Source organism: Croceibacterium aestuarii (assembly GCF_030657335.1).
GTDB classification, from domain to species: domain Bacteria; phylum Pseudomonadota; class Alphaproteobacteria; order Sphingomonadales; family Sphingomonadaceae; genus Croceibacterium_B; species Croceibacterium_B aestuarii.
Genome location: NZ_CP131039.1, coordinates 1,035,272 through 1,061,552 on the forward strand (window position 1 = coordinate 1,035,272; position 26,281 = coordinate 1,061,552).

At 65.8% G+C, this 26,281-nt stretch carries 29 protein-coding genes; 15 read left to right on the forward strand and 14 right to left on the reverse strand.

The genetic code is table 11. The features are described from left to right. Positions 1-50: 50 nt before the first annotated feature. From Q7I88_RS04950 to Q7I88_RS04970, 5 genes are read left to right on the forward strand one after another with little or no spacing between them, the layout of a single operon-like run. Positions 51-794, forward strand: coding sequence for a YebC/PmpR family DNA-binding transcriptional regulator (locus Q7I88_RS04950; protein ID WP_305097927.1), 744 nt, complete (start codon positions 51-53; stop codon positions 792-794). Next, positions 794-1,144, forward strand: a complete 351-nt coding sequence (locus tag Q7I88_RS04955) for a DUF3147 family protein (RefSeq protein WP_305097928.1) — start codon at positions 794-796, stop codon at positions 1,142-1,144. Before Q7I88_RS04950 ends, Q7I88_RS04955 begins: the two co-directional genes overlap by 1 nt. Continuing rightward, positions 1,144-1,614 carry a crossover junction endodeoxyribonuclease RuvC gene (ruvC, locus tag Q7I88_RS04960; RefSeq protein ID WP_305097929.1) on the forward strand — a complete coding sequence of 157 codons (471 nt, stop codon included), beginning with the start codon at positions 1,144-1,146 and terminating at the stop codon, positions 1,612-1,614. The genes Q7I88_RS04955 and ruvC overlap by 1 nt, the downstream gene beginning before the upstream one ends. Next, positions 1,614-1,928 (forward strand): antibiotic biosynthesis monooxygenase family protein, encoded by a 315-nt coding sequence (locus tag Q7I88_RS04965; protein ID WP_305097930.1) that lies wholly within the window; start codon positions 1,614-1,616, stop codon positions 1,926-1,928. Before ruvC ends, Q7I88_RS04965 begins: the two co-directional genes overlap by 1 nt. Then, positions 1,925-2,269 (forward strand): ArsC family reductase, encoded by a 345-nt coding sequence (locus Q7I88_RS04970; protein ID WP_305097931.1) that lies wholly within the window; start codon positions 1,925-1,927, stop codon positions 2,267-2,269. The genes Q7I88_RS04965 and Q7I88_RS04970 overlap by 4 nt, the downstream gene beginning before the upstream one ends. Before the next feature lie 4 nt (positions 2,270-2,273). Here Q7I88_RS04970 and Q7I88_RS04975 read toward each other — a convergent pair whose 3' ends face one another. The 4 genes from Q7I88_RS04975 to ubiG form a co-directional block, all read right to left on the reverse strand. Continuing rightward, positions 2,274-3,596 carry an MFS transporter gene (locus Q7I88_RS04975; RefSeq protein WP_305097933.1) on the reverse strand — a complete coding sequence of 441 codons (1,323 nt, stop codon included), beginning with the start codon at positions 3,594-3,596 and terminating at the stop codon, positions 2,274-2,276. 61 nt (positions 3,597-3,657) lie between these two features. Then, positions 3,658-5,265 (reverse strand): GMC family oxidoreductase, encoded by a 1,608-nt coding sequence (locus Q7I88_RS04980; protein WP_305097934.1) that lies wholly within the window; start codon positions 5,263-5,265, stop codon positions 3,658-3,660. After that, on the reverse strand, positions 5,262-5,606 hold the full coding sequence (locus Q7I88_RS04985) for a GatB/YqeY domain-containing protein (RefSeq protein ID WP_305097935.1): 345 nt from the start codon (positions 5,604-5,606) through the stop codon (positions 5,262-5,264). Before Q7I88_RS04985 ends, Q7I88_RS04980 begins: the two co-directional genes overlap by 4 nt. Then, positions 5,603-6,340: a bifunctional 2-polyprenyl-6-hydroxyphenol methylase/3-demethylubiquinol 3-O-methyltransferase UbiG gene (gene ubiG / locus Q7I88_RS04990; RefSeq protein ID WP_305097936.1), complete on the reverse strand. Its 738-nt coding sequence runs from the start codon at positions 6,338-6,340 to the stop codon at positions 5,603-5,605. The genes Q7I88_RS04985 and ubiG overlap by 4 nt, the downstream gene beginning before the upstream one ends. 53 nt (positions 6,341-6,393) lie before the next feature. Here ubiG and Q7I88_RS04995 point away from each other — a divergent pair, with 53 nt between their 5' ends. The 3 genes from Q7I88_RS04995 to Q7I88_RS05005 all read left to right on the forward strand — a co-directional run bounded on the left by Q7I88_RS04995 (position 6,394) and on the right by Q7I88_RS05005 (position 9,520). Then, positions 6,394-7,662, forward strand: a complete 1,269-nt coding sequence (locus tag Q7I88_RS04995; RefSeq protein WP_305097937.1) for an aspartate kinase — start codon at positions 6,394-6,396, stop codon at positions 7,660-7,662. Between the two features lie 161 nt (positions 7,663-7,823). Beyond that, positions 7,824-8,153 carry a hypothetical protein gene (locus Q7I88_RS05000; RefSeq protein ID WP_305097938.1) on the forward strand — a complete coding sequence of 110 codons (330 nt, stop codon included), beginning with the start codon at positions 7,824-7,826 and terminating at the stop codon, positions 8,151-8,153. 23 nt (positions 8,154-8,176) lie between these two features. Further along, the gene (locus Q7I88_RS05005) at positions 8,177-9,520 is read left to right on the forward strand and encodes a L,D-transpeptidase family protein (protein ID WP_305097939.1); all 1,344 of its coding nucleotides are present in this window, start codon (positions 8,177-8,179) and stop codon (positions 9,518-9,520) included. A gap of 5 nt (positions 9,521-9,525) precedes the next feature. Here Q7I88_RS05005 and Q7I88_RS05010 read toward each other — a convergent pair whose 3' ends face one another. Beyond that, positions 9,526-10,014: a nuclear transport factor 2 family protein gene (locus Q7I88_RS05010; RefSeq protein WP_305097940.1), complete on the reverse strand. Its 489-nt coding sequence runs from the start codon at positions 10,012-10,014 to the stop codon at positions 9,526-9,528. 166 nt (positions 10,015-10,180) lie between these two features. Here Q7I88_RS05010 and Q7I88_RS05015 point away from each other — a divergent pair, with 166 nt between their 5' ends. The 4 genes from Q7I88_RS05015 to Q7I88_RS05030 are packed head-to-tail and all read left to right on the forward strand — an operon-like array spanning position 10,181 to position 14,044. Then, entirely contained in the window at positions 10,181-10,672 is a 492-nt protein-coding gene (locus Q7I88_RS05015; RefSeq protein WP_305097941.1) for a cupin domain-containing protein, read from the forward strand. 13 nt (positions 10,673-10,685) lie between these two features. Beyond that, positions 10,686-11,675 carry a hydroxyquinol 1,2-dioxygenase gene (locus Q7I88_RS05020; RefSeq protein ID WP_305097942.1) on the forward strand — a complete coding sequence of 330 codons (990 nt, stop codon included), beginning with the start codon at positions 10,686-10,688 and terminating at the stop codon, positions 11,673-11,675. Between the two features lie 41 nt (positions 11,676-11,716). Next, complete coding sequence (locus Q7I88_RS05025) at positions 11,717-12,583, forward strand: hypothetical protein (protein ID WP_305097943.1); 867 nt, start codon at positions 11,717-11,719, stop codon at positions 12,581-12,583. 33 nt (positions 12,584-12,616) lie between these two features. Further along, entirely contained in the window at positions 12,617-14,044 is a 1,428-nt protein-coding gene (locus Q7I88_RS05030; protein WP_305097944.1) for an aldehyde dehydrogenase family protein, read from the forward strand. On the opposite strand, the gene Q7I88_RS05035 is transcribed toward Q7I88_RS05030, so the two are convergent. Further along, positions 14,038-15,618, reverse strand: a complete 1,581-nt coding sequence (locus Q7I88_RS05035) for a sulfatase-like hydrolase/transferase (protein ID WP_305097945.1) — start codon at positions 15,616-15,618, stop codon at positions 14,038-14,040. The two genes, Q7I88_RS05030 and Q7I88_RS05035, sit on opposite strands and share 7 nt — an antisense overlap. 87 nt (positions 15,619-15,705) lie before the next feature. On the opposite strand from Q7I88_RS05035, the gene Q7I88_RS05040 reads away from it, so the two are divergent. Continuing rightward, the gene (locus Q7I88_RS05040; protein WP_305097946.1) at positions 15,706-16,716 is read left to right on the forward strand and encodes an NAD(P)H-dependent flavin oxidoreductase; all 1,011 of its coding nucleotides are present in this window, start codon (positions 15,706-15,708) and stop codon (positions 16,714-16,716) included. A gap of 365 nt (positions 16,717-17,081) precedes the next feature. Beyond that, complete coding sequence (locus Q7I88_RS05045) at positions 17,082-17,594, forward strand: hypothetical protein (protein ID WP_305097947.1); 513 nt, start codon at positions 17,082-17,084, stop codon at positions 17,592-17,594. A gap of 3 nt (positions 17,595-17,597) precedes the next feature. On the opposite strand, the gene Q7I88_RS05050 is transcribed toward Q7I88_RS05045, so the two are convergent. Together Q7I88_RS05050 and ligM are read right to left on the reverse strand one after the other, a co-directional pair. Then, a complete protein-coding gene (locus tag Q7I88_RS05050) occupies positions 17,598-18,278 on the reverse strand; it encodes an alpha/beta fold hydrolase (RefSeq protein WP_305097948.1) in 681 nt (226 codons plus the stop codon). 82 nt (positions 18,279-18,360) lie between these two features. After that, positions 18,361-19,767, reverse strand: coding sequence for a vanillate/3-O-methylgallate O-demethylase (ligM, locus tag Q7I88_RS05055; protein ID WP_305097949.1), 1,407 nt, complete (start codon positions 19,765-19,767; stop codon positions 18,361-18,363). 118 nt (positions 19,768-19,885) lie between these two features. On the opposite strand from ligM, the gene Q7I88_RS05060 reads away from it, so the two are divergent. Then, positions 19,886-20,287 carry a VOC family protein gene (locus Q7I88_RS05060; RefSeq protein ID WP_305097950.1) on the forward strand — a complete coding sequence of 134 codons (402 nt, stop codon included), beginning with the start codon at positions 19,886-19,888 and terminating at the stop codon, positions 20,285-20,287. 24 nt (positions 20,288-20,311) lie between these two features. On the opposite strand, the gene Q7I88_RS05065 is transcribed toward Q7I88_RS05060, so the two are convergent. The 6 genes from Q7I88_RS05065 to Q7I88_RS05090 form a co-directional block, all read right to left on the reverse strand. Beyond that, entirely contained in the window at positions 20,312-21,499 is a 1,188-nt protein-coding gene (locus Q7I88_RS05065; protein WP_305097951.1) for an alpha/beta hydrolase-fold protein, read from the reverse strand. 124 nt (positions 21,500-21,623) lie between these two features. Then, complete coding sequence (locus Q7I88_RS05070) at positions 21,624-22,802, reverse strand: BaiN/RdsA family NAD(P)/FAD-dependent oxidoreductase (RefSeq protein ID WP_305097952.1); 1,179 nt, start codon at positions 22,800-22,802, stop codon at positions 21,624-21,626. 75 nt (positions 22,803-22,877) lie between these two features. Then, entirely contained in the window at positions 22,878-23,513 is a 636-nt protein-coding gene (locus Q7I88_RS05075; RefSeq protein ID WP_305097953.1) for a YdeI/OmpD-associated family protein, read from the reverse strand. A gap of 5 nt (positions 23,514-23,518) precedes the next feature. Continuing rightward, positions 23,519-24,436 (reverse strand): TauD/TfdA dioxygenase family protein, encoded by a 918-nt coding sequence (locus tag Q7I88_RS05080; RefSeq protein ID WP_305097954.1) that lies wholly within the window; start codon positions 24,434-24,436, stop codon positions 23,519-23,521. Positions 24,437-24,460: 24 nt separating this feature from the next. Further along, positions 24,461-25,465, reverse strand: coding sequence for a zinc-dependent alcohol dehydrogenase family protein (locus Q7I88_RS05085; protein ID WP_305097955.1), 1,005 nt, complete (start codon positions 25,463-25,465; stop codon positions 24,461-24,463). A 30-nt stretch (positions 25,466-25,495) separates the two neighbouring features. Continuing rightward, positions 25,496-26,281: a glutathione S-transferase family protein gene (locus Q7I88_RS05090; protein WP_305097956.1), complete on the reverse strand. Its 786-nt coding sequence runs from the start codon at positions 26,279-26,281 to the stop codon at positions 25,496-25,498.

Below are 26,281 nucleotides of genomic sequence, written 5' to 3' on the forward strand. Positions count from 1 at the left end.
ATGGCCCCCTGAAATCTGAAAATACCATTACGTGAGAGCGAACCGACGCCATGGCCGGCCATTCCAAATTCAAGAATATCATGCATCGCAAGGGGGCGCAGGACAAGAAGCGCTCCAACCTGTTCTCCAAGCTTTCCCGCGAGATAACCGTCGCGGCGAAAATGGGCATGCCCGATCCGGACATGAACCCGCGCCTGCGCCTCGCGGTCAACGCGGCCAAGGCGCAGTCGATGCCCAAGGACAATATCCAGCGCGCGATCGACAAGGCGAGCGGCGGGGATGCGGATAACTACGAGGAAGTGCGCTACGAAGGTTACGGCCCCGGGGGCAGCGCAATCATCGTCGAGGCGCTGACCGACAATCGCAACCGCACCGCGACCAACGTGCGCAACTGCTTTGCCAAGAACGGCGGAAACATGGGCACCGAAGGCTCGGTGGCGCACGGTTTCGAGCGCAAGGGGCTGATCGAGTACCCGCCCGAGGCCGGCGACGAGGACACCGTGCTGATGGCGGCGATGGAAGCCGGCGCCGACGACATCGAGAGCTCGGACGATGGCCACACGATCTGGACCGAAGCGGACGCGCTGCACGAGGTGGCCGGGGCGATGGAGAAGGCGCTGGGCGAGGCGGAAACCGTCAAGCTGGCGTGGAAACCCAACATCACCGTCGAGATGGACGCGGGCAACGCCGGCACGCTGCTCAAGCTGATCGACGCGCTCGACGACGACGACGACGTGCAGACCGTATGGGGCAACTACGAGATCCCCGACGAGATCATGGACAAGCTCGGCTGATGTGGACCGTTGTCGCCAAGGCGCTGCTCGCCGGGGCGATGATCGCGGCCATTTCCGAGATCGGCCGGCGCCTGCCCGCGACCGCGGCGATCGTCGCCTCGCTGCCGCTCGTATCGGTGCTGGGCATGATTTTCCTGTGGCACGCCAAGCCCGATGCCGAGAACATGGCGGTCCATGCCCAGGCGACGTTTTGGTACGTTTTGCCCAGCCTGCCGATGTTCCTGCTGATCCCCGCGCTCCTGCGCGTGGGAGCCAACTTCTGGATCGCGCTGGCCGCCGGCTGTGCGCTGACGGTAGGGCTCTACCTGCTGATGATGCACTTCGGGCCCCGGCTCGGCCTCCGGCTCTGATGCTGGTCCTCGGACTCGATCCCTCGCTGTCGTGCACCGGCTGGGGTCTGGTGAAGGTCGAAGGTTCGCGGTTGACCCACGTCGCCAACGGCCAGGTGCCGACCGATGCAAGGGCGCCGATGGCCGAGCGATTGCACCATTTGTATGCCGCCATCGCGGCGGTGATCGAACTGCATGCGCCGGACCGGGCGGCGGTGGAGGAAGTCTTCCTCAACAAGAACCCGCAATCGACGCTCAAGCTGGCACAAGCGCGCGGAACCGTGCTCGCGGCGTGCGGGCGCGCCGGGATCCCGGTCAGCGAACATGCCGCCCGGCTGGTCAAGAAAGCGGTCGTCGGTACGGGCGGGGCGGAAAAGGCTCAGGTTCAGGCGATGCTCAAGGTGCTGCTGCCGGGCGCGGAGGTCCAGGGGGGTGACGCGGCCGATGCGCTCGCCGTGGCCATTGCCGACGCGCATCTGGGAGGGCGGTGATGTTTCTCGTCGTGTTCCGCAATCGCAAGCGCGCAGACATGAACGGCGCTGCCTACCGCGCCGATGCGGACGCCATGCTCGACCTCGCGCAGCGCCAGGCCGGCTTTCTCGACTTCAAGTCCTACACCGCCGACGATGGCGAGGTGATCGCGCTCAGCCAATGGGAAGACGAGGTGTCGGCACGCGCCTGGGGCCGCCTGGCAGAGCACCGGCTGGTGCAGCAGCGCGGCCGCGCCGAGTATTACGAGGACTATACCCTGTTCGCCTGCGACAACCCCCGAATCCACACGTTCAGCCGCAAGGACCAGGCATGATTCGCTTCTACGGCATTCCCAACTGCGATACGGTCAAAAAAGCGCGGCGCTGGCTCGAGGAGCGCGGCGTGGGCTACGAATTCCATGACTACAAGAAGGAAGGCGCCGACCCGAAGATGCTGCGCGACTGGTGCAGCGCGGTGGGGTGGGAAGCGCTGCTCAACAAACGCGGTACGACCTTCCGCAAGCTGCCCGATGCCGACAAGGAAGGCATCGACGAAGCCAAGGCGGTGAAGCTGATGAGCGAGCACCCGAGCCTGATCAAGCGCCCGGTTGCGATCTATGCCAATGGTCTGCTTGTCGGCTTCGACACCGACCAGTGGGAAGCAGCGCTGTGTTGAGGCGCTAGTTGATCTCGCCCTCGGGCAATTCGGCCGCCTCGTGGCGCGAACCGGCGCGCATCGTTGCGTAGACAAGGCCCCCGGCGATAGCCAGGCCGACCATCGTCCAGATAATCACCGTCATCTCCGGCGTTCCGCCCAACACGGCGAATAGCGTTGCGCCGAGCGTGACTGGCAGATTGCTGAGCGAATTGTAGATTGTGAATTGCGTCGCCGCGACCGTTGGGTCGGATAATTGCATGCGCAGCGGGTTGGTGCAGATGCTCGTGACGGTGCCGAACATCGAATAGAAGCACGAAATGGCGACGAAACCAGCCGTGGTCGCGGCCCAGAACGCCTGGCCATAGAGCACGAACAGAACGAACAGCGCCACGCCGGCATAGACCAGCACCGTTGCTCGCCGCGCCCCCAGCCTGGTGGTGAGAAAGCTTCCGATCCCGATCGAGGCGACCGACATCACCAGATCGACCGTAGAGATCATGCCGGAGTAGGTGGCTGTGGTAAAACCGGCGAAACTGACCGCGATGATCGGCCATAGCGTGTCGAGCATGCCCGCGCCCGTTCGCGAGAACCCCGCGGCGATCAGCAGCTTGAGACTATCGAGCTTGACCAGCGACTTGAATGCCGCGGTGGCCATCGGCCACCAGGCCCCGACATGGCGCTGGAGATTGACCGGGTGGGTCGTCCCCTCGCTCCAGGGAAACCGCTTTTCACCCGGTCGCTCGCGCAGGAAGACGACGTAGAGCGTGATCAGCAGGATGAAGGGCAGGAAGAGCAGGAAGGTGTCCTGGCTGCCGAAATACTGCAGACCGAACCCAGCCGCAGCGCCCGACAACGCACGCCCCACGGTCTGTCCGCCGAACATGAAGGCGCTGGCCGTTCCCTGCTCGATTTCCGGCAAGGTATCTACCGCCAGACCGTCCACGGCAACGTCCTGGATCGCCGATCCGGCGCCAATCAGAAACACGATGTACAGGATCGTTTGCAGATCGTCCGGACCGGGGCCGATGAACGCGGCAATGGCGAATCCGGTCACCATCAGCAGTTGCGCGCCGATCAGCCAAGCGCGTCTCCGACCCATCGGCAGGTAGGCATAGCGGTCCATGAAAGCCGCAGGGATGAACTTGAAGCTCCACGGCAGGAAGGAGGTGCCAATGATCGCGGCGACCGACGATTCGGGCGCGCCGTTGGCGATCAGCCAGGCCGGAAAGGCCACGGTCGAAACACCCAGCGGAATGCCTTGCCCGATATATAGCAGGAAAAAACTGATGATGCGCAGGAACTTGCTCTCGGAAAGGATCATCGACCCTGCGACACGATCATCCATCCTGCAATTCTCCCGCTCACCCGGTGTTTACCCTTAGGGCGCAGGGGGACGATTGCAAATGTTACCTGTTGGCGATGCGAACGAGATCCGCGGCCTTTTCGGCGATCATGATCGTGGGCGCATTGGTATTGCCGCGAATGATCTGCGGCATCGAACTGGCATCGGCCACACGAAGTCGCTCGATTCCCCGGACCCGCAGGGCGGCGTCGAGCACGGCCTCGGGCCCGGTGCCCATGGCGCAGGTGCTCGTCGGGTGTCCGCCGCTTATGACGCTGTCATCGAGCCACCCGTCGATTGCCGCGTCGTCCGCAGCCTCTGCGCCGGGAGCGATTTCAGCGGCGACGGTTGGCGCCGCAGCATCGGTCGCGAAGAACTCGCGCATCAGGTGAATCGACGCTCGCAACCGCTTCCGGTCGCTCGGCTCGGCCATGAAGTTGAGCAAGACCTTGGGCAGGTCACCCGGGTCGGCGCTGCCGAGCGTCACCGCGCCGCGGCTCTCGGGGTTGAGAAGCACGCATCCGGCTGTCAACTGATGTCCGGCTCCCTTGCGCCAGCCGGGGAACCAGACGCGCGCCATATAGCTCGTGTGGCTGACCTGGAACTGCAGGTCGGGCCGCTCCTGTTCGGGGCCCGACCGGACGAAACCCTGCGCGGTCATCGGGCTCTGCGCCGGGGTGCCCTTGCCGGTCAGCGTCCAGCGCAAGACATTGAGGGCGATGCGGTCGAGCCGCAGTTCTCGATCGAAGGTGTTGGGCTGGGCCGCCGCCCAGACAGTCACGGCGATCGGATGGTCCTGCAGGTTCTGCCCGACTCCGGGCAGGTCGTGAAGCACAGCGACGCCGTGTTCCTTGAGATGCGAGGCCGGGCCAATTCCCGAAAGCATCAGCAGCTGCGGGGAGTGGATTGCCCCGCCGCACACTATGACCTCGCGCCGTGCGTGCAGCTGTTTCGTCTCGCCGCCCCGGCGGTACTCGACGCCGACTGCTCGTCCGTCCTCGATCAACACGCGCGACGCGAAGGCTTCGGTCAGCACCGACAGATTGCGCCGGCGGCGGGCCGGATCGAGGTAGGCCCGCGCGGTACTGTCACGGTGGCCTTTGCGGATCGTGCAGTCGGGCATCCCGAAGCCTTCGGGCTCGGGCACCGCAAAGTCGGGTTCTTCGCCGTAGCCGAGCGCCTTGCCGGCCGCGTACATTGCCGGGGTCAGCTCGGGATGGGGCAGCATCGGCGTGACCGAGAGCGGCCCACCGCCGCCGTGGATTTCGCTCGCGCCGCGCCAGTTGGTCTCGGACTTGCGGAAGTAAGGGAGAACATCCTCGTATCCCCAGCCGGGCAGGCCCATCGCCGCCCAGCCGTCGTAGTCCGCCTTGTGCCCGCGGATATACATCGTGCCGTTGATCGCGCTCGACCCGCCGAGCAGACGCCCGCGCGGAATGGGCTGGGCGCGGCCCCCCATGTGCGGATCGGGCTCGCTCATCAGGTTCCAGCCGTATCGCGGATCGGCGCTGACCGGCATCCACGCCAGCGGCATGCGGATCATGGCCGAATCGAGGTCGCTGCCCGCTTCGAGCAGGGCGACTTGCGCGGTCTCGTCTTCGCTCAGCCGCGCGGCAGCGACGCACCCTGCGCTGCCCGCCCCGACGACGATATAATCGACTTCGGCGGTCATAGGTAGCGGCCGATCAGGCCGGCCTCGCCGCGCAGGCGTTCGGCCGGTCCGGCCTGCCCGGCTTTCTCGAGCGTTGCCGCGGCGGCAATCCGTTCGGCCTGCTCGCTTTCGAAAATCGCCCTGATGTCGCCCTCGCCGAGAACTAGCCGGGGGACTTCGCCCTTGCCGGCGCTGGCGCGCAGCGGGCTGATGTTGTCGTCGAGGCCCGCAACTGGCACCGCCTCGGCATTGTCGATGGCCGCCACGAGCGAGCGGAGCAGGCCGACTTCGTCCTTGCGGCCGGCGCGCATCGCGTCCTTGAGGTCGCCGCGTAGCTGCTGCCGGGTTTCCTCGGCGGTCATGCGTGGCGCGCGGTGACGATGTAGCTGAGCGCCAGGTCGCCCGAAAGGTGCAGGCCCTTCGTTGGCGAGAACGCGATGCCGCGCGGTTCACCGATCGCCAGGCCCGCACCGGCCAGCAGCTCGCCGAGCTCTCCCGGCGTGACGAAGTCGTTCCAGTCGTGGGTGCCCTTGGGCACCAATCCGGCGGCTTCGGCGAGTCCAACCATCAGCAGGCGCGATTGCGGCGTGCGATTGGGGGTGGAGAATATGAGCAACCCGCCGGGAGCGAGATGGCGGGCCAGTTCGGCGAGGAACGCGGGCTTGTCGGAGACATGCTCGATCACTTCCATCGCGGTTACGAGATCGAACCGGCCCATCCCGAGCGAGCCGAGCTCGCCAGCGCGATAGTCGATGGTAAGGCCCGCACCTTCGGCGTGCGCTCTGGCCACCGCGATGTTCTCTTCCGCCGCATCGACCCCGGTCACTTCGGCGCCAAGCCGGACGAGCGGCTCGCACAGCAGCCCCGCGCCGCAGCCGACGTCGAGCGCTCGCTTGCCGGCGAGGGGTCTCAAGCTTTCGGTATCGCCACCCCAGGCTGAGTCGATCGTCTCGCGGATGAAGGCCAGCCGCACCGGGTTCAGCCTGTGCAGCATGGCCGAGGAGCCCTTGGGGTCCCACCAGTCCCGCGCGAGCTTGCCGAAGTGGGCCGCTTCCTCGGGGCGGATGGTTGCCGCTGTTACAGTTGCATCGGACATTCCCCGCTCCTAACAGCGCGCACAGTTCACCGCCAGCAGGGGAAATAGACCGCGTGGCCCGCATCGTGATGAAATTCGGCGGCACGTCGATGGCCGGGACCGAGCGCATCCGGCGCGTGGCGAACATCGTGCGCAAGCAGCAGGCGGCGGGGCACGAAGTGGCTGTCGTCGTTTCGGCGATGGCGGGGGAGACCGACCGGCTGGTAAATTTCTGCCGCGAGGCCAACCCGCTCTACGATCCGGCCGAATACGATGTCGTCGTTGCCAGCGGCGAACAGGTCACCAGCGGCCTGCTTGCCCTCACCTTGCAAGCGATGGGCTGCAAGGCGCGGTCGTGGCTCGGCTGGCAGCTGCCCATCCACACCGAGGGCGCGCACGCCAAGGCGCGGGTGCACGAAATCGATTCGGATGCGCTGCTCGCCTCGATGGCGGCGGGCGAGATCGCGGTCATTCCCGGCTTCCAGGGCCTTTCGGACGACGGCCGGATCACGACGCTGGGGCGCGGCGGCTCGGATACCTCGGCGGTCGCAGTGGCGGCGGCGATCCACGCCGACCGCTGCGACATCTACACCGACGTCGACGGCGTCTATACCACCGATCCGCGGATCGTCGCCCGCGCGCGCAAGCAGAAATACGTCACTTACGAGGAAATGCTCGAGCTCGCCTCGGTCGGAGCGAAAGTGCTGCAGACCCGCTCGGTCTCGCTCGCCATGAAGGAAGGCGTGCGCGTGCAGGTTCTCTCTAGCTTCATCGACGACGATGCCCCGCCGGCGGACGACCTGCCCGGCACGATGATCGTCTCGGACGAGGAAATGGAAGGTTTGGACATGGAACGGCAACTCGTCACGGGAATCGCCCACGACAAGAACGAGGCGCGTGTGGTGCTCACCCGCGTGCCCGACAAGCCCGGCGCGGTCGCGAACATCTTCGCTCCGCTCGGCGACGCATCGATCAACGTCGACATGATCATCCAGAACGTCGGCCGCGAGAAGGGCGAGACCGACGTGACCTTTACCGTGCCGCAGGCCGACCTCGCCCGCGCCCAGGCGCTGCTCGAGGACAAGAAGGAAACGATCGGTTTCAACCGCATCATCACCGACAGCAAGGTGGCCAAGATCAGCGTCGTCGGCGTGGGCATGAAGAGCCATGCGGGCGTCGCGGCGACGATGTTCAAGGCGCTGGCCGACCGCGGAATCAACGTACAGGCGATCTCGACTTCGGAAATCAAGGTCAGCGTGCTGATCGACGAGGACGAGACCGAACTGGCGGTCCGCGTTCTGCATACCGCCTACGGCCTCGACGCTCCCGATATTGCCGCCTGAGCCGGCCTGCCCGGCCGCGCCAAATCGTCCCGTTACCGGGCAATGCCGAGACGGAACTTGCCGCGTTAACCTTCGTTAACCAAGGTCAGGGGCGCTATCAGGGTGCGCCAGGGCGTGCCCCACAGGTGTGCGCCGGGGGCGCAACGGCAAGGAGGTTTTCGATGAACAAGGGTTTGGTTTTCGCCCTCGCAGCGGCATTCCCGCTGGCGGCGTGCAGCACCTACGAGGACGACTATTATGCCGAGTCCGCCCCGCCTCCGTACGAGCAGCCGGCGCCGACTCCGGTGGCGACCGCACCCTGCCCGGCCATAGGCGGCACCTGGAAAGGCGACGCGGCGATCGGCGGTGCGGTTCCGGGCCTCGCCGGGGCGGCTTGGGCCGATGCCGATAACGATGGCTGCATCGACGGCTACGTGCGCGAAGGCGTCTATTATTCGGGTGCCCCGGTGATACAGACGGTGCCGGCAACTTACACCGGCGAACGCGGCTGATCGCTCTCGGCCCGCATGCACTGATGGTTCGAGCTTGGGTCCTGGCCGGCGCACTGGCGGCGGCGCTGGTGGTGCCGTCGCCGGAGGCGGCGGTGAAGGCCGGGTGGCGCGGTGAACCGAGCGAACAACTGCGCGACGAATTGCGCATGGACATCGCCGAGCGCGCCGGCAAGTCGGTGCGCGCGTTCTACGCCGCACGCGGCAACGCTCCGCTATGGCTCAACCAGTACGCCCGGCCCTCGGGTGCGGCCACGCTGCTGCTCTACCGCATGCGCGCCGCGCAGTTCGACGGGGTCGATCCCGGCAAGCTCGGCATCGACCGACTGGTCCTGCTGGCCGAGAAGGCGCAGCGCGGGGACATCGACGACGTCGCGCGCTACGAGGTCGCGCTGTCCGAGGCATTCGCCGACTATGTCCGGGCGATGCGCGCGGCGCCGCGCCTGCCGATGATCTACGGCAGCCCGGCGCTCGAGCCGGTGGTCCCGGCGCCGCTCTCGGTCCTCGAGACCGCGGCGCAGGCCGCATCGCTTGAAGACTATGTCGATCGGATGGCCTGGATGAACCCGCTCTACGCGCCGCTGCGCAAGGCGATGCAGGACCCGGCCTACAGCGAGCAGCAGCGGCGCAGGATCTGGACCAACCTTGCCCGTCTGCGGGCCATCCCGGCGATGCCGCAGGGGCGCTATGTGCTGGTCGATACAGCGTCCGCGCACCTGTGGATGTACGAGGACGGCAAACCGGTCCGCGATATGCGGGTGGTGGTCGGCAACGATGCCGGGCAGACGCCGATCATGGCCGGGTTCATCAGCCAGGCGGTCGAAAATCCCTACTGGCAGGTGCCCGACGACATCGTCCGAAACGAACTCGCCGCCTATGTCCTGCAGTACGGACCCGGCTGGGTCGCCGACCGGCGTTACGAGGTGCTGGACGGCTGGGAAGAGGGCTCGCACGTGCTCGATCCCCGGACGGTCGACTGGAAAGGCGTGCGCGCCGGGACGGTCAAGGTCCATATGCGGCAATTGCCGGGCGGCTCCAATTTCATGGGCCGGGTCAAGTTCGAATTCCCCAACCCGCAAGGCATCTACCTGCACGACACCCCGGCCAGGGACCTGCTGAAGAAGGCCGACCGCCAGCTCAGCCACGGCTGCGTGCGACTCGCAGACGCCGCGGCGATGCACCAATGGCTGATGGGGAAGCCGATCCCTCCAGGCGGCGCTCGCGCGCCGGCCGAACAGGTCGTGCCGCTGCCCGAGCCGGTGCCGATCTACATCACCTACCTGACCGTGCAGCCGCAGGGCGACGGCCTGGCGTTCCTCGACGACCCCTATGCCCGCGATGCGCGCGTGCAGATCGCTGCGGCGGACTAGGCGGGCTAGTCCTCCCACCCCTCGGGCACAGCGTTGGGTCCCATGATCTGGCGCTTGAGGATCCACCAGCGGCCGTCGCGCTTGACCAGCCAATCGAATTCGCGGCCCTGGGTCAGCAGCTTCGGGGCATCGCCCTGCTTTTCGGTAATCGTCTCAGTGAACACGAGGCGTGCGGTCGCCGTGTCGCCATGGACCTTCACAAGCATGTTCCCGATCAGGATGTTGAGCGCGAACGACTTGCGCTGGGGCGCATCGGCGGGGACCGAGGCGTACATGCCCTTGATCGCTTCGATCCCCTTGTAGCTGGTCGTGCCGAGAATCATCTCGCCGTCGGGAGCGTAGAACTGGCCCACCTTGGCGCCTATCCCGCCGCCGAAATCGTTGTAGTACTCGGTAAGCATGTCTTCGATCGCGGCGCGGTCGGCCAGGGCTTGCGGGCCAGGGGCCTCCTGCGCGGATGCCGGTGCGGCAAGCGCCAAGGCGGCAGCCGCCAAATGTTAGTCCCAATACCCGCTTCATTGCTCTCTCCTCGGCTGGTCTCCGGCAAGATTACGGGCATCGCGCCGCAAGCCAAGTTCCAATTTGCCTCTCTCAAATGGGGTGTTACCATCGCTCGAAGGCCGGATGGCGAGAATCGTCGGCGGCGGGGAGAGTGCGAATATGGCCTACAAGACCAAGACCGGCTCGCTGCAGTCCTACGACAAGGGCAAGATCGAGCTGAACGATGACCTGAAGAAATACGCCTTTTCGAATATCTACGAGGTGGCGGGGAAGAGCGCCCCGTTCGAGCGCGTCGCGGTGGTGCAGAACCTCGAATACGTCGCCGAAGCGGTGCGCGTCGAGGGCGAGGGCCCGTGGTACGCCGCCCCGCACGACGAATTCGCCATCGTGATGGACGGCGAGGTGACCTTCCGCTTCATCAAGCTGGCCGATGACCAGGTGCCCGGCCACGAAGGCGGCGCAGTGCAGCTCGGCGGCGAGCCCAACGGACCGCGCATGGGCAAGGTCGTTGCGCGCAAGGGGCACCAGGTCCTGCTGCCGCACGGCGCGGCCTACCAGATGAGCTCCGCCAGCCCCGCGGTCGCGCTGGTCCAGACGGTCGACGGACCGGTGACGGTCAAGCGCTGGGCCGAAATCTGCGTAACGAACTGAAGGAGAGGCACCGATGGACGCACCCGCACAGAAAATCGTCGCCACCGGCACCGACGAGGATACCGGCTACGACAGTTTCCGCCTCGGCGGCTTCACCTTCTCGCGCGACGAGTACTTCGCCCACATCGGCTGGCCCAAGGGCAGCCACATCATCGAGATCGACCGCTTCCTGCGCGCCATGGTGCGCGATATCGGCTGGGGCTTTTTCTACGGCTGGATATTCTTCGACGACATCTTCGGGACGACCAACCACTACGGCACGGTCGACATCTTCGCCGGCAGCTACGACGCCGGCTACAAGGCGCAGGGTATCGATTATCTCGAGACCTTCCCGGCCGAGGTCGTGTCCGAAGCGTTCATGACCATCAGCCGCAACTGGATTTCGGAAGGCTACGACCCGCTCAACGCCCCGCTCGAAACCGGCACTCCGATCGGGCCCAAGGGCAAGGAGCGCGAAGGCGAACTGCTGCGCAGCTTCATTGCTGCCGACCGCATGCTTGGCCTGCCCGGCGATAAGGGGGTGCGCACCGAAAAGGACGGCTTCCCGATCAATCGCGCCTTTGCCGACATCGAGTTCGACCAGCCCGATATAGAATGCGAGCCGGGCTTCGAGGGCCAGCTTCATGCCATCAACCTGTTCGACCACATCGCCCGCAGCGACATCACCTGGAATCCGTCGATCAGCGCGGTCACCCGCGGCAACATCTGCTGCGTGACCAGCGAAGAGCACATGCTGCCGGTGATCCACGGCAACGACCGCAACGAGTGGTTCATCCAGCTTAGCGACGAGATCCAGTGGAAGATCGCCGACAAGAACACCGGCGAACCTCGCGGCAAGATCACCATGCGCGCAGGGGACGTCTGCGCCATGCCAGCCGACATCCGCCACCAGGGTTTCGCGCCCAAGCGCTCGATGCTGATGGTCCTCGAGAACGGCACCCCGGGGCTGGAGAAGCGCTACGCCAGCGGGGAGCTAAAGCCCTATCCGGTCGACTTCGGATAACCGGCTTGTCACCAGCCCGGCTGGCATCCTCGATCGCGGCAATGGCCGCAGTGCTCGCCGCGCCCGCCGCGTGGGCCGAGGGCGCCGACTACTACCGCGGCGGCTGGCGGACCGAACCGGGCGCCCCGCCGCAAGTGTTCGAATTCGTCATCGACGGCTCGCAGGTCCACGGCATCTACTGCACCCATTGCTCCGACGGGACGACGCTGGCGCGGATCGAGGGTACGTTCGATGAAGACGAGGGGCTGGCGTTCACCGTCAGGCATCTCGACCTGGCGGGCAATCTCACGACGCAGGACCGGCTGCGCGGCAAGCTGGAAGGAGGCAGGCTCCACGTTACCGGGACGCGCGGCGTCGACGGCGGGGCAGTCGACCTCGTTGCGACCAAGGATCCGCGAGGGCCGACGCCGGCGACGATCGTCCAGACCATGCTGCCGCCCGGCTCGCCGCCGGTGAGGGTGCTCGAACGCCAGGGCGGCGGCGGGGGCGGGCCGCCCGCGCCTTATGTCAAGGCGGGGGCATGGAAGTCGCCGGTCAAGCCCGCCGACCTGCTCGGTGTCTGGCTCGGCTTCGGATTTGGCGAGTCCAAGCAGTATTTCTTCATCCGCAAGGACGGCGACGCACTGTTCGGCATGGCCTGCGGGCCGTGCGACAACCCCTACACCATGGGTGTGCTCGACCATTTCGCCTTCGCGGGCGACACGGTGCGGTTCGACATCCAGCACCAGGACTGGGGCGAGGGTACGACAGTGCCCTTCGTCCGCCATCTTTCGGCGCAGATCGGCATGAACGAACTCAGAATGGACGCGCGCCGCGCCGACACCCCCGACCAGCCCGGAATCGTCGCTTCGCTGGTCGGGCCCCTTGCGCTCGAAGCCACGGCAGGGAATGTGAACGCCGCCGACTGACGGCCGGCTCCAATCGAACCCAAGAAGGTACTCATGCAACTCAAAGACGACATGCGCTTCTACATCGATGGCGCCTGGGTGGATCGCCCGAACGCCGCGAGAATCCCTGTGACCAATCCGTGGACCGAGGAGACCATTGGCCACATCGCCGCCGGAACGGCAGAGGATGTCGATCTGGCCGTGGCCGCGGCGAAGCGCGCGTTCGAGGTATTTTCGCAGTGGTCGGTCGCGGACCGGATCGCCCTGCTCGAGCGGATCCGCGACTTGATCGAGGAACGGGCCGAGCAATTCGCCCAGGCGATCACCGCCGAAATGGGCGCGGCGATTAGCTTCTCGCGCGGCGGGCAGGTCGTGTTCGGCGTGGCCCACGTGAAAACGGCGATAGAGGTCCTCAAGGACTTCGTGTTCTCCGAAGAAGTCGACGGTATCCATATCGAACACGAGCCGATCGGCGTCGTCGCGGCGATCACGCCGTGGAACTGGCCGCTCTACCAGATCACCGCCAAGCTCGCTCCGGCCTTCGCCGCGGGCTGCACCGTGGTGCTCAAGCCGAGCGAGATGTCACCTTATTCCGCGCTATTGTTCGCGCAGGTCATGCACGATGCCGGCGCGCCTCCGGGCGTGTTCAACCTCGTCAACGGCAGCGGCGAACTGGTCGGCAATGCCCTGTCGGGGCATCCTGACGTCGACATGGTCAGTTTCACCGGCTCGACCCGCGCGGGCGTGCTGGTGGCCCAGAACGCCGCGCCGACCGTCAAGCGCGTGGTGCAAGAGCTCGGCGGCAAGTCGCCCAACGTCTTCCTGCCCGATGCCGACTTTGCCGAGGCCGTGCCCAAAGGCGTGCTCGGAGCGATGCGCAACGTCGGCCAGTCCTGCGCCGCGCCGACCCGCATGGTGGTGCCCCGCGCTCGGCTCGCCGAGGTCGAGGCGCTGGCGAAGGAGGCAGCCGAAGGGATCGTCGTCGGCGACCCGAACGACGAGGCCTGCTTCATCGGTCCGCTGGCCAACCGCCCGCAATATGAGAAGGTCCAGACGCTGATCCAGGCCGGCATCGACGAAGGCGCCAAGCTGGTCGCTGGCGGGACGGGCCTGCCCGCAGGCCTCAACCACGGTTACTTCGCCCGGCCGACGGTGTTTTCAGAAGTCACGCCCGAGATGCGCGTGGCGCGGGAGGAAATCTTCGGGCCCGTCTTGGTGATCCAGCCCTACGAGGATGAGGAAGACGCGATCCGGATCGCCAACGCAACCGTCTATGGCCTCTCCAGCCATGTGCAATCGGCCGACCAGGAGGCCGCACGCCGGGCCGCCAAGCGCATCCGCGCCGGGCAGGTCCACATCAACTATCCGGCATGGTCGGGCTTCGCTCCGTTCGGCGGCTATCGCCAGTCGGGCAATGGCCGCGAGTACGGGCGCTTCGCCATCGAGGAGTTCCTCGAGACCAAGGCCATCCTCGGTTACTGAGTGCCGGGCGGACGGTCGCTCGCCTCGACCTCGATCGGCTCGCCGGGATTGACCGGTACCACGGTGCGCCCGAAGCGGATGTAGCGGGCCGGTGCGCGGGCCAGGTCGTTATCGTATTGCGCCTGCACCTTCGCCGGGTCGTAGCCCATCCATTCGAGCGTCGTCGGCAAGATCTGGCTGGCCGAGTGGCGCTGCGCGACAGGCGCGGCGTAGCTCGTTGCCAGCACTGGAGGCAGGAAGGCGAGCAATGGGATGGCGTATTCCGCCGGCACTCGCTCGCGACTGCAGTGCGGCAGCTTGCCGGGGGTGAGGTTCTGCCCGTGATCGGAGGTGTAGATGACCGCGACCCGGGTGCGATTTACGCCTTCGAGCAACGCGCGAAAAAAATCGTCCTTCGAATAGCTCAGCGCAGCGCGGTACTGCTCGGCCTCCGGCGCATCGTCGGGCAATGTGCCGGGCGGGTAGTGGTCTTGATACTGGAAATGGACGCCGCGCAGCACGACGTAGGTGAAGGTCCGGCCCGGCCCTTTCAACTGAACGTTCAGCCGGGCGGCGATGGTGCGGTCGGTATCGATCCCATCGGCCATCGAAACAACCTCGTCGATCAGGGCGCGCTCGGGCGGCAACAGCAGGTTCTGCGGCGCGCCGCTGGTCTGCCCGTCGATCAGCATCGTCCGGTAGCCGGCCTTGCGGGCGTAGCCCCAGATCGACGGCGTCTTTCGCAAGTCGAGCCCGGGCCCCGCGTGGCGCACATCGACGCCCGAGCGTAGCGCAAGGTTCGAGGGAGCGCTGCAGTTGCCGAGGCTTACCGCAGCGCCGAAGTCAACCGGATCGAAGCGCCGGGCCGCGGGCAAAACGATCCGCGCGAAGGGCTCATAGGCGACGCTCTCGTCGACCAGCCAGACGATGTGATCGGGCGTTCCGGCCGCATCGGGGTTAAGCTCGACGGCCGCGCGCGCCGGGGGCGGTTCGGCAGTCAACATTGCGGATCCGTAAGTATAGAGATTGCGCTCGGCCGCGAAGGCAGTCGGCCAGCCGCTCAGCAGCGCGAGATTGGGCAGGGCGACCAGGAGCAGTCCGCCGATCGTCGCGGCTGCGCTGGCGGGCACTGCCAATGCCCGGCGCAGCGATACCCTCGCCGCGGCCAATAACCCCGTCGCCACCATCGCCTGCGCGAGAGCCCAGAGAAGCGGTCCGGCAAACTCGCCCGCCGCCTGTCCGGCCTGCCGGGCTTCCTCGCCGATCCACGCCAGCCTGCCTGCGTTGAGCGCATCGCCGACCGTCTGTCCGTAGCCGAGATTGACGAGGACCGAGACGAACGTCAGCGCGAGTGCCGCTCCCGCCCAGCGGCGCGGCAGCAGCCACAGCGCGCCCAGAAGAGCCAGCGCCTGGCCGGCCAGCAGCATGAAAGTGCGGATGGCCGACTGCGGATCGTTCGCCGCCCAGCGGTAGAGCACGCCGTTGACGAGCTGGAAGCGATTGGCCAGCGCGTAGGCGAGCGCGAACAGTGCTGCGCCCGCGAGGGCGCGCCACCAGGAGCGCACGAGGCGCGGCGAGGCGGACGATTGCGTCATCCTTTACGGGCCCGGAATAGCGCATGGGCGTTGATGAAGCTTTTACGCCCGCTTGCGGGGTTAACGGCGCCAGCCTAAGCGCCCCTGATGAGCGATTTTCCCAAGACGCTGCGGCTGATGGCCCGCGGCTGCGAATTCCTCGGCACCGAATACGCGATCCTGTGCGGCGCCATGAGCTGGGTTTCCGAGCGCAATCTCGTCTCCGCGATCAGCAACGCGGGCGGTTTCGGGGTGATCGCCTGCGGAGCGATGACGCCCGACCTGCTCGATGCCGAAATCGCCGCGACGCGTGAATTGACCGACAAGCCGTTCGGCGTGAACCTCATCACCATGCACCCGCAGCTGATGGAGCTGATCGAGGTGTGCGGTAAGCACGGCGTGGGCCACGTGGTGCTCGCCGGAGGCATCCCGCCCAAGGGCAGCGTCGAGGCGATCAAGGGCCACGGCGCCAAGGTCATTGTCTTTGCGCCGACGCTGGCGCTCGCCAAGAAGCTGCTACGCTCGGGCGGCGATGCGCTGGTGATCGAAGGAATGGAGGCCGGTGGTCACATCGGCCCGGTGGCGACCAGCGTGCTGGCACAGGAATTCCTTCCCGCGCTCAAGGACGAGCACCTCGTGTTCGTCGCGGGCGGCATCGGCCGGGGCGAGGCGATTGCCGGCTATCTCGAAATGGGCGCGGTGGGCGTGCAGCTTGGCACCCGCTTCGCCTGTGCGACCGAATCCATCGCGCACCCCGACTTCAAGAAGGCCTTCTTCCGCGCGGGCGCACGCGATGCGGTCGCGAGCGTGCAGGTCGATCCGCGCCTCCCCGTCATCCCGGTCCGCGCGCTGAAGAACAAGGGCACCGAGCTGTTCACCGCAAAGCAGCGCGAAGTTGCGCAGCGCCTCGACGATGACGGCATAGCCATGGGCGAAGCGCAACTGCAGATCGAACACTACTGGGCCGGCGCCCTGCGCCGCGCGGTGATCGAGGGGGATGTCGAGAACGGCAGCCTCATGGCCGGCCAGTCGGTCGGCATGGTCAAGGAAGAAGAGCCGGTCGCGCAAATCATCCAGACCCTGATGGCCGAGAGCGAGGACGCGCTCACGCGGCGGTGATCGGGGAGTCCGAACTGGCGCCCTACCGCAATCGCCTCGCCATGCTGGGGCTGGTCCGGATGTGGTCCGACCTGCCGGCGCTCGGTCGCTGGTGGGACCGGGTCCGCCAGTGGGAAGCTTCGAACCTGCGCTCTTCGCGTCGCTGCCGCAGGACCCGCGCGAACGGATGGGGGCAGTTGGCCAGTCGGTGCGTTTGCCAAGCAGCGGCTCCGGCGATGTCGGTCCGCCGTCATGCTTGCACAGGCTGGCGAACCCCCTTTCCGATCGACCCAAAAGCGCCCCCGCTGGTCGGCTCGGCCATTACCTTGATCGCCTGAGGGCCCTAGACGGATGCGGCACAGGGGTGTGTGAAGGACGGACATACCTTGAATACCAACGCCGCAATATTCGAGCGCGGTCTTGCCGCCGCCGAACCCGGTCCCATCGATCCCGTGGGCCTGCAGTTCATGCGGGCGAGCGGACTTGCCCAGGCCCGGCTGCAACTGGCCATCCTCTCCGGCAATCGCCAGCGCGCGCTGTGCGAAATCGACCGCTTGGTGGAAATCGACCGCAAGCTCGAAACCATCCTGGTGCAGGGTCTTTCGGCCTGCGCCGAGATCTCCGGCGAGGCGATGGAGACTCATCTCGCGCGGCAGAAGAGGGCCATAGCCACCGAGAAACTGGCGCTCGGCGCGGCGATCGAGTTCCCGCGTCTTGCCGCTTCGCGAGACACGGGCGACGCTGCGGACGAACTCCTGCTCGGCGAAGAGCAGGGAGTCACCGTCGTAGAAGACACGCGATTTGCGCGGCGGCTTGGACTTGCCGCATTCTGGATCCTTGCGCTCGCCGTTGCCGGAGCCTTGCTGGCAGTGGCGGTGCCGATACTCGCCGCGGGCTAGGGCCTATCCGGCAAGTCCGAGCAGAACTTTCACCGTCAGGTCGGGATCGTTCTGCATCACGAAATGGTCAGTGGCTGTTTCGTGATAGTCCCAGCCTTCGGCCTTCGCCTTTTCCGCAAAGCGCGTGAACGGGGTCGGCTGATAGCCGGTGGCGAAGATGTAGCTCTTTTTCGCAATCGCCTGCTCGTCACCCGAATAGGGGATTGCCTCGAGCAGGGTCAGCAGCGGGTGGTAGCCGACCACGCCGGGCACGACCGAGAAGTCGATCGCTCCGATCGGATCGACGAAGCCCGGCTTGTGGCGCTGCGTGTCGATGTACCAGTTGTGCTCGAATTCGCCGGTGATGTCCCACAGCGACTGGTCGCTCTCGGGCAGGAAGGCGTCGATGTAGCAGATCGCATCGATCCGCTTACCGAGGCGGCTGGCGACGGCGGTGATCACCATTCCGCCGTAAGAATGCCCAGCGAGGATGAAGCGCTCGAATCCCGCCTGTTCGATCTGTTGCACGACCGTGTCCACATGATCGCTGAGCGTAATCCCGGGATGCAGTTCGTCCTGGCGCGTGCCGAGTCCCGTCAGCGTGGCAACGAGCACTTCGTGGCCTTTGGCTTCGAGCCGCCCGGGCACTTCGCCATAAGTCTGACCGCCGCCCCAGGCCCCGTGGACCAGCACGTATTTCGCCATTCGCTCTCTCCCACCAAATTGAGAAGGCCCGCGAAGCCTGGAGCTTCGCGGGCCTTCGATCATGCCATCAGGCCATGCGCGCTCACTTGCGCGAGGTGCGCCAGCCGGTCGCGTAGGTGTCAGCCGCCATCTTCGAATAGGGCACCGGCGAGACGATCACGCGGGCTTCGAACTGCTCGTGCGGCTCGACCGTGGTCTTGTCGGTGTTCGGCGCTTCGCCCCACTTGACGTGCAGCTCGGTGCCGAGCGGGATTTCGTGGTCGATGGTGGCGAGGCTCAGGCCCTTCTTCTCGTTGTACGAGTAGCCGGTGAACATCGACAGGCCGACCGTGTTGCCGTCGGCATCGACGACCGCGTCGTAGTTCGAGTTGGCGTAGTTCGCCAGCGGCAGGTCGAAGAACTTGTAGTTCGGACCGTCGACGTTGAACAGCGAGCCGGTGATGGTCTTCATGTCATCGGCGTTCCACTCGAGAGTGACCTTCTTGCGCTGCTCATCCTTGTGCTCGGCCACTTCCTTGAGCGCATCGGCGCCGTGGAAATCGTGGTCGAACTTGACGAACGGGCCGTAACCCAGCTCCCACGGATTGAGGTAGTAATCCTCGATCGTGTCACCGACGAACGAGCCGCCGATCGAGCCGGTCGCTTCGTAGGAATCGGCGCCGAGCCACTTGCGGTAATCGGCCAGCTTGTCGCCGGTGTAGATCGCCGGCAGCGGGCTGGGGATCCAGCCGGATTCGAGCGTATTCGAGGGATAGGCCCGGCTGCCGACCGGGATCAGGCCGAATTCCTCGCCCGCCTTGAGGATGTGCTCGCGGACATATTCCTGGTCCTCGTAGGGACCCCAGATTTCCAGACCCGGCGAACCGGCCATGCCGTGGCGCAGGGTGCGGATGGTCTTGTCGCCGATCTTCATCGTCGACATGTTGAAGAACTTGAGCTTGTCGAGCGGCTCGCCGTTGAGCTTCTCGATCACGTCCCAGGCGCGCGGGCCCTGGATCTGGAAACGCCAGGAGATGCGCTTCACCGGCTTGCCCATCGGGCGGCTCGGCGAACGCGGGTCGTTGATGACCTCGACGTCGTAGCCGCCGGTCTCGGCGTGGTACATCAGCCAGTTGGCGGCCGGCGCGCGGCCGACATAGACGAATTCGTTTTCGGCCAGGTAGAAGATGATGCCGTCACCGATGACATGGCCATAAGGGGTGGTCGGGACGTACTGCTTGGCCTTGTTGACTTCCCAACCGGCCGGCGAGTTGATCATCGTGTCCGACAGCAGCTTGAGCGCGTCAGGACCGTTGATGTAGAGATCGAACATGTGGTGCGACTGGTCGAACAGCACGGCGCCGTGCTGCCAGGCCCACTGCTCGGAGCGCCAGTTGGAAAATTCCGGAGCGACGACCGGGTAGACATAGGCACCGATCTGGTTGTTGCGCAGCTGGCCGACGATGTCGCCATTTGCCTGCGCGAGGACTTGTTCGAGATTATCGGCCATCAGACTTCTCTCCATGATTGTGAATGAATCACATATACGAAAATTGTATGTGGCACATACAATATCTGGCATGGTAGGCAAGGGCTAAAGGGCAGCGATTCCGGAGAGGAAGAAAGCGATGAACGTCGAAGCGCTCGACCACGTCAACATCATCACCGACAGGCTCGATGAAACGGCCGAATTCTACGGCAATTTGCTCGGCCTGGTGCGCAAAGATGCCCCGCCGCCGCTGACGCCGCAGACCGCCACCTGGATGTTCGACGAGCAGGATCGGGCGATCATCCACATCAACTCGCTCGATTGCACTCGCACCTACGACCGCGAGGTGACGCCCGGCGAGCTTACCGGTGCGCTTCATCACGTCGCGCTCAAATGCAAGGGCTACGAAGAGGTCAAGGCCCGGCTCGACGCAATGGAGGCCGATTACCAGGAGAACCTGGTCAGCGCGATCAACCTGCGGCAGATCTTCACGCCCGACCCTAACAACGTGCTGCTCGAACTCAACTTCTTCGCCGACTGAGTTTCGCTGCCGGTCGGCGTCGCCTCAGTCCCGGAACAGCAGCGGGGCGAACTCGCGCAAGCTTCGGCGCCACGACAGGAACTCGTGGGCGGTGTTCGGCGAGACGTAGAACACGCTGTTGAAGCCCGAGGCCTTGAGCGCTTCGTGGTTGGCGACCGGGTCGAACGACGGTGCTCCGGGCGGTGCGACGGCGCGCCGATCCAGCTCCCTGCTGCCGTAGCTGACGAACGCAAGCTTCACCTCGTCGCGAAAGCCGGGCGCATTGGCCACGTCTTCGGGCGAGAAACTGCCCCCGCTGAAGAGACCGACGTAGCCGAACTTGTCCGGGTTGGCGGTGGTGATCGTCTTGGTCTCCATGCCGCCCATCGACAGGCCGGCCATGGCGCGATGGTCGCTGTCGGCGAGCGTGCGGAAATGGCTGTCGACATAGGGAATCAGCTCGTCCAGCAGCACGGCCTGGAACGGCTTGATGTCGAACTTGGCGAGGCCGCCGGGCTCACCGGGGCGGATCACGTTGGTCATGCCGTAGGTCATGACAATGATGAACGGCCGGGTCTTCTTCTCGGCGATCAGGTTGTCCATGATCAGGTTGGCGTGGCCCTGCGTGGACCAGGCGGTTTCGTCCTCGCCCCAACCGTGCTGCAAGTAGAGGACCGGGTAGCGCGCCGACTGGTTGGCGTCGTAGCCCGGCGGGGTGTAGACGAAGGCCCGCTTCTGCGTCCCGGTGCTCGGCGAGGGGAACAGGATCTGCTGCACGTTGCCGTGGGGAACGTCCTTGAGCGCGTAGAAGTCGGCATCGTGCGCCGGCACCTCGATCCCGCTTTCCCAGCGCGTCGAGCCGTAGAAGTTGCGCGTGCCCGGATCGTTGAACACACCGCCGTCGATTTCGAGGTGATAGTAATGGAACCCTTCGTCGAGCGGTCCGCTGGTCGTGCCGACCCAGGTCCCGTCGTCGGCCTTGTGCAAGACTGTTCCGCCTTGTCCGCCCAGCCCGAGGGTCGCCTTCACGCTCTGGGCCTGTGGGGCGGTGACGCGAAAGCGGACATAGCCTTGCGAGTTCACTTGCGGGTAGTCTTGTCCAGGCTGGTTGAGCGAGGACGGCTTGAAGTCCTCGGCGATGGCGGGCGATGCGCCTTGCGCGGGAGCCGGCGACGGCGCCCCAAGGGCCAGCAGGCCGAAACTGGCGACGAGCGCTGCGATAGTCCTCTGCATGAAACTCTCCCGATAATCCGGCATCGACTGCCGAGTCCGAATTCCCCTATTGTCGGAGTTATTTCAAAATCGCGGCGATACGGCAATTGCCGACCGACGTCACCGCTGTGAGCGTGATTGCAGGTCAGACCGCCTGGCCGGCTGCCCAGCCGCTGGCCCAGGCCCATTGGAAATTGTAGCCTCCGAGCCAGCCGGTGACATCGACCGCTTCACCGATCGCGTACAGGCCTGGCACACGGCGGGCTTCCATGGTCTTTGAGGAGAGTTCGGCAGTGCTTATGCCGCCGACGGTAACTTCGGCCTTCGCGAAGCCCTCGGTTCCGTTGGGCATGAAGTGCCAGTCGGCCAGGCGCGCCTCGGCGCCCGCCAGCGCGGCGTCGGTGGCATTGGCCAACGCGCCTTCGATCGCGAGCCGGTCGGCCAGAGCGTCGCCGAGGCGCTGGGGCAACGCGAAGCGCAGGACGCTGCGCAGCGTTGCCCGCGGATTGACCTGCTTGGCAGCGACCAGCCAGCCAGGGGGCTCGTCCGGCAGGAAATCGATGCCCACGGGTGTGCCGGGGCGCCAGTAGGACGAGACCTGCAGGATCGCCGGGCCCGAGAGCCCGCGATGGGTGAACAGGGCCGCCTCGCGGAAGGCCGCTGAGCCGCAGCGCGCCTCGACAGGTGTCGCCACGCCCGACAATTCGCGGAACAGCACGTGCTCTCCGCCCAGCGTCAAAGGCACCAGCGCCGGGCGCGGCTCGACCACCTTGAGGCCGAACTGGCGCGCCAGGGCGTAGGCGTATCCGGTGGCGCCCATCTTGGGGATCGAGGGGCCGCCGGTGGCGATCACCAGCGAAGCGGCCTCGAACGTTTGGCTAGCGGTTGCGACGGTGAAGCGGCCACCGGCATGTCCGACACGGGCGATGTCCGCTCCGCAGGCGATGACGACGCCGGCCTTGGCACATTCGTCCAGCAGCAGGTCGACGATTTGCCGCGCGGATCCGTCGCAGAACAGCTGGCCGAGGGTTTTTTCGTGCCACGCGATGCCGCGCGCCTCGACCAGCGCGAGGAAGTCGTGCGGGGTGTAGCGGTTCAGCGCTGACTTGGCGAAATGGGGGTTGGCCGAGATAAACCGTTCGGGCGCAGCATGTATGTTGGTGAAGTTGCAACGCCCGCCGCCAGAAATGAGTATCTTCTTCCCCGGCTTCTCGGCGCGCTCGATCACCAGCACCCGCCTTCCGCGCTTGCCCGCCTCGGCCGCACACATCAGGCCGGCGGCGCCCGCGCCAAGGACGATTACGTCGAAACTGGGGTCGGGCACGCGGGGACTTCCGGTGAGGGGGGACGGCGGGTTCGCGGCCTCTTGGACTACCGCATGGCAAATTACGAGTGCCGCTCAGTACTCCTGTGCCCCTTTACCGGCGATGATCTTGTCGCGGAACTTCGCAATCCTGGCCAGGCGGGTGCTCGATTGCTTGGCTCCGTTGAGGTTGATGACGTAGCTGCGCTGCCGTCCGGGTGTGAGATCCTCGAACGCTTCGGCCAGCTCCGGATCGGCGTCGAGTGCATCGACCAGCTCCTCCGGCAGTTCGAACTCGGCGATTTCCTTCTTGGGCTTCACGCGCCTGTCCGCATAGCCGATCGCCTCTTCCAGATAGGCGCGGACGGTCGGCTCGAGTTTCGCGACCTGATCGTCGGCGGTGAAGCGGATCACGCTGGCGTGCTGCGTGTTCGGGCCGTTCTTCTCGAGCAGGCCTTCGGGGTCCTCGAGCAGCGCGGCATTCATGAAGGTCAGGCGGAAATCCTCGCGAAAGGCGCTGATCAGCGCGATATTGCGATCGCCGCGCATGTAGCACGGGTGGCCCCACTTGGCGGTTTCCTCGAGTCCCGCATCGAGGCAGATCTTGCGCAGAGCAATCAATCCGGCGTGCCAGCGCTTCGTCGAGCACTCGGCTGTGTCGAACCGGTCGCACCGCCCGCAGCCCTTGTCGAAGAAGTCCTGCGGGTCGGTAATCATCTCGCGGGTCGCCATGGGGCTCAGGCCGCGACGCTTTCCTTCACCTGCGATGTGCGCGCCGTGGTGGTGCGGTACATCTCGCGGCGATAGCCGTCGTAATCGTTGGGGCCGAGGTGCATGGTGCAGCGGTTGTCCCACATGGCGACCATGCCCGGCTCCCAGCGCAGGCGGCAGGTGAAGGCGTGCTGAGTCGCGTGCTGGACGAGGAAGTCGAGCAGCGGCTTGGCCTCGTGCGTGGTCATGCCTTCGATGCCTGCGGCATAGGTATCGCAGATGTTGAGCGATTCTTCGCCCGTCTCCGGATGGCGCTTGACCAGCGGGTGAATGTGACCTCGGATGCCTTCCTCGTGACGTTCCTTGTCGGCGAACTGGATCGCCTTGCCGAGCAGCTTTTCCTGCGTGGCGAAGTTGTTCACCGCGCTCATCCACACCTTCAGTGGGCGGATCATCTCGCGGTAGGTCTCGGACAGGTGACGCAGCGCGAGGGCGCAATTGGCCCAGCTCGTGTCGCCGCCGTAGGGCGGGCATTCGACGCAGCGCAGGAAGGTCACCGCAGGCGGTTCGGCGAGGAAGGGGCTGTCGGTGTGCCAGCCGCCGCCGAACAGCGATGCCGCCCGGGTGTCGGCTTCCTTGATGATCGGGTGAACCTCGCGGTGGCCCGGGACGCCCTGCGTATAGGCATCGACCGCGAAGGGGCCGAGCCGAGCGGCGAAGCCCTCATGCTCGGCGTGGGAGAGGTCCTGCCCACGCAAGTAGAGCATCTTGTGGTGGTAGAGCGCCTGCTTGAAGTCCTCGAGGCCTTCGTCCGACAAGTCCGGCAGGCGCACGCCGACGACTTCGGCGCCCATGGCGCTGGTCAGAGGACGGGTCTCGAAATGGCTCGATTCGAACGGGGCGTTGTCGAATTCCCCGCACGGCGTGACGCGGACTTCCCACATGGCTCTGGCCTCCTCTCCGGCCCCTTATAGCGCAATCACCGTCTTGGCGAAGCTGTCCGATCCCCAGGCATGGGCGTAGGCCTTGTCGGCATCCTCGAAGGCGAAGACCTTGCCGATCGCCGGCTTGATCGAGTGCCGGTCGATGAAGGCGTTGAGATCGTTCGCCATGGCGACATTGCCGACGAAGATGCCGCGCAAGCTGCCGCCGGTCATCATCAGGCCGCGCGGGTCGGGCGGATCGCCCTGGGTGAGCACGCCGATCATGGCGATCTCCCCGCCGGGGGCAAGCGCGGCCATCGACTGGCCGAGCGTGCCGGTGCCGCCGACCTCGACCACGTGGTCCGCACCGCCGAATTTTTCCTTCACGTAAGGACCCCACTCGGGCGTGGTCTCGTAGTTGACCGTATGGTCGGCGCCGAGCGCCGTGACCTCGACCAGCTTGTCGTCGGAACTCGAGGTGGCGATCACCTCGGCGCCGGCCGCCTTGGCGAGCTGCAGCGCCAGCATCGAGACGCCGCCCGAGCCGAGCACCAGCACCTTGTCGCCGGGCTTTGTCTTGTGCCCACAGAACAGCGCGTTCCACGCGGTCACGCCGGCGCAGGGCAGGCAGGCAGCCTGTTTATAGTCCAGCGACTTGGCGAGATGGACCACGCCGGTTTCGGGCAGCACGACCTTCTCGGCCAGCATGCCTGGACCCATCCCGTCGCCTAGCGCCATGGACATCTTGGGCGGACCGTCCTGCCAGTCGGTGAAGAAGGCCCCGGCTACGCGGTCGCCGGGCTTGAACTTGGTGACGCCCTCGCCAACCGCGAGAACCTCGCCTGCGCCGTCGCTGAGGGGGATAGTGGGCTTTTGCAGCACGCCGCCAAAATACTTGCCACTGGCCACGGCGAAGTCGCGGTAGTTGATCGACCAAGCCTTCGGCGCAATCAGGACCTCGCCAGGGCCGGGCTCGGGATCGGGCAGGTCGTCGACCATGTAGAGCTTGTCGAAGCCGTCGGAACCGGCGGGAAGCATCCATGCGCGCATTGTTTCTCTCCTTGCTCGTGCCGACTTGCGTTAGCTGTGCTCGCGGCCGTCGCCGCTCCAGGTTCTCAAACCCGGCTGGGTGCGATCCTCGCTCGCCAGCGCGGCCCGCACCGCCGGACGGTCGCTGATCGCCTCGCGCCAGCGCACCAGGTTGGGATAGTTGCCGTCGACCTCGAACTGGGGGAACATGCGGTTAACGCTCAGCCCGCAGTGGGCGTAAAAATTGATATCGGCGAGGCCGTAGCTATCGCCGGCGAGATAGGCGGTCTTGCCCAGTTGGGCTTCGACTTTGTCCAGCGCGTAGCCGATCTTCTCGAGCGCATAGTCCAGGTCCTTCTGCTCGAAGCCCGAGCGCGCGGTCATCCACTTCTTGCGCTGGTCCGGCAGCGGCACGTGGCTCATGAGTTCCTCGAACTTGCCGTCCTCTATGCTGCCGGCGATCACCCGGATCAGCCGGTGCCAACCGTGCATCGAGACGTAGTTCATCACGTGCTCGTCGACGAACTTGTTCCAGTAGCGCATCCGCGCTGCGCCGACCGGCGTCGCCGGGCGGAGCGGGCCGCTGTCCGGCTGGGCGTCGGGAAAGGCGTCTTCGAGGTACTCGTTGATCACCGTGGTATGGGTGACGATCGTCCCGTCGTGATCGAGCACCGGCACCTGGCCTTCGGGATTGATCGCCACGAACCAGTCGGAATGCTGCTCGAACTTGTGCAGGTCGACGTAGACGCTCTCGTATTCGAGGCCTTTTTCCTTGAGCGGAATCATCGACTTGAGCGAATTCGCCATCGGTTCGGCGTGGTAGTATTTCAGAGCCAC

Bases quoted from the DNA above. Each gene is read 5' to 3' on its own strand.
- Q7I88_RS04950 (WP_305097927.1), top strand. From the start codon at position 51: ATGGCCGGCCATTCCAAATTCAAGAATATCATGCATCGCAAGGGGGCG.
- Q7I88_RS04955 (WP_305097928.1), top strand. From the start codon at position 794: ATGTGGACCGTTGTCGCCAAGGCGCTGCTCGCCGGGGCGATGATCGCG.
- ruvC (WP_305097929.1), top strand. From the start codon at position 1,144: ATGCTGGTCCTCGGACTCGATCCCTCGCTGTCGTGCACCGGCTGGGGT.
- Q7I88_RS04965 (WP_305097930.1), top strand. From the start codon at position 1,614: ATGTTTCTCGTCGTGTTCCGCAATCGCAAGCGCGCAGACATGAACGGC.
- Q7I88_RS04970 (WP_305097931.1), top strand. From the start codon at position 1,925: ATGATTCGCTTCTACGGCATTCCCAACTGCGATACGGTCAAAAAAGCG.
- Q7I88_RS04975 (WP_305097933.1), bottom strand. From the start codon at position 3,596: ATGGATGATCGTGTCGCAGGGTCGATGATCCTTTCCGAGAGCAAGTTC.
- Q7I88_RS04980 (WP_305097934.1), bottom strand. From the start codon at position 5,265: ATGACCGCCGAAGTCGATTATATCGTCGTCGGGGCGGGCAGCGCAGGG.
- Q7I88_RS04985 (WP_305097935.1), bottom strand. From the start codon at position 5,606: ATGACCGCCGAGGAAACCCGGCAGCAGCTACGCGGCGACCTCAAGGAC.
- ubiG (WP_305097936.1), bottom strand. From the start codon at position 6,340: ATGTCCGATGCAACTGTAACAGCGGCAACCATCCGCCCCGAGGAAGCG.
- Q7I88_RS05000 (WP_305097938.1), top strand. From the start codon at position 7,824: ATGAACAAGGGTTTGGTTTTCGCCCTCGCAGCGGCATTCCCGCTGGCG.
- Q7I88_RS05005 (WP_305097939.1), top strand. From the start codon at position 8,177: ATGGTTCGAGCTTGGGTCCTGGCCGGCGCACTGGCGGCGGCGCTGGTG.
- Q7I88_RS05015 (WP_305097941.1), top strand. From the start codon at position 10,181: ATGGCCTACAAGACCAAGACCGGCTCGCTGCAGTCCTACGACAAGGGC.
- Q7I88_RS05020 (WP_305097942.1), top strand. From the start codon at position 10,686: ATGGACGCACCCGCACAGAAAATCGTCGCCACCGGCACCGACGAGGAT.
- Q7I88_RS05025 (WP_305097943.1), top strand. From the start codon at position 11,717: ATGGCCGCAGTGCTCGCCGCGCCCGCCGCGTGGGCCGAGGGCGCCGAC.
- Q7I88_RS05030 (WP_305097944.1), top strand. From the start codon at position 12,617: ATGCAACTCAAAGACGACATGCGCTTCTACATCGATGGCGCCTGGGTG.
- Q7I88_RS05035 (WP_305097945.1), bottom strand. From the start codon at position 15,618: ATGACGCAATCGTCCGCCTCGCCGCGCCTCGTGCGCTCCTGGTGGCGC.
- Q7I88_RS05040 (WP_305097946.1), top strand. From the start codon at position 15,706: ATGAGCGATTTTCCCAAGACGCTGCGGCTGATGGCCCGCGGCTGCGAA.
- Q7I88_RS05050 (WP_305097948.1), bottom strand. From the start codon at position 18,278: ATGGCGAAATACGTGCTGGTCCACGGGGCCTGGGGCGGCGGTCAGACT.
- ligM (WP_305097949.1), bottom strand. From the start codon at position 19,767: ATGGCCGATAATCTCGAACAAGTCCTCGCGCAGGCAAATGGCGACATC.
- Q7I88_RS05060 (WP_305097950.1), top strand. From the start codon at position 19,886: ATGAACGTCGAAGCGCTCGACCACGTCAACATCATCACCGACAGGCTC.
- Q7I88_RS05065 (WP_305097951.1), bottom strand. From the start codon at position 21,499: ATGCAGAGGACTATCGCAGCGCTCGTCGCCAGTTTCGGCCTGCTGGCC.
- Q7I88_RS05075 (WP_305097953.1), bottom strand. From the start codon at position 23,513: ATGGCGACCCGCGAGATGATTACCGACCCGCAGGACTTCTTCGACAAG.
- Q7I88_RS05080 (WP_305097954.1), bottom strand. From the start codon at position 24,436: ATGTGGGAAGTCCGCGTCACGCCGTGCGGGGAATTCGACAACGCCCCG.
- Q7I88_RS05085 (WP_305097955.1), bottom strand. From the start codon at position 25,465: ATGCGCGCATGGATGCTTCCCGCCGGTTCCGACGGCTTCGACAAGCTC.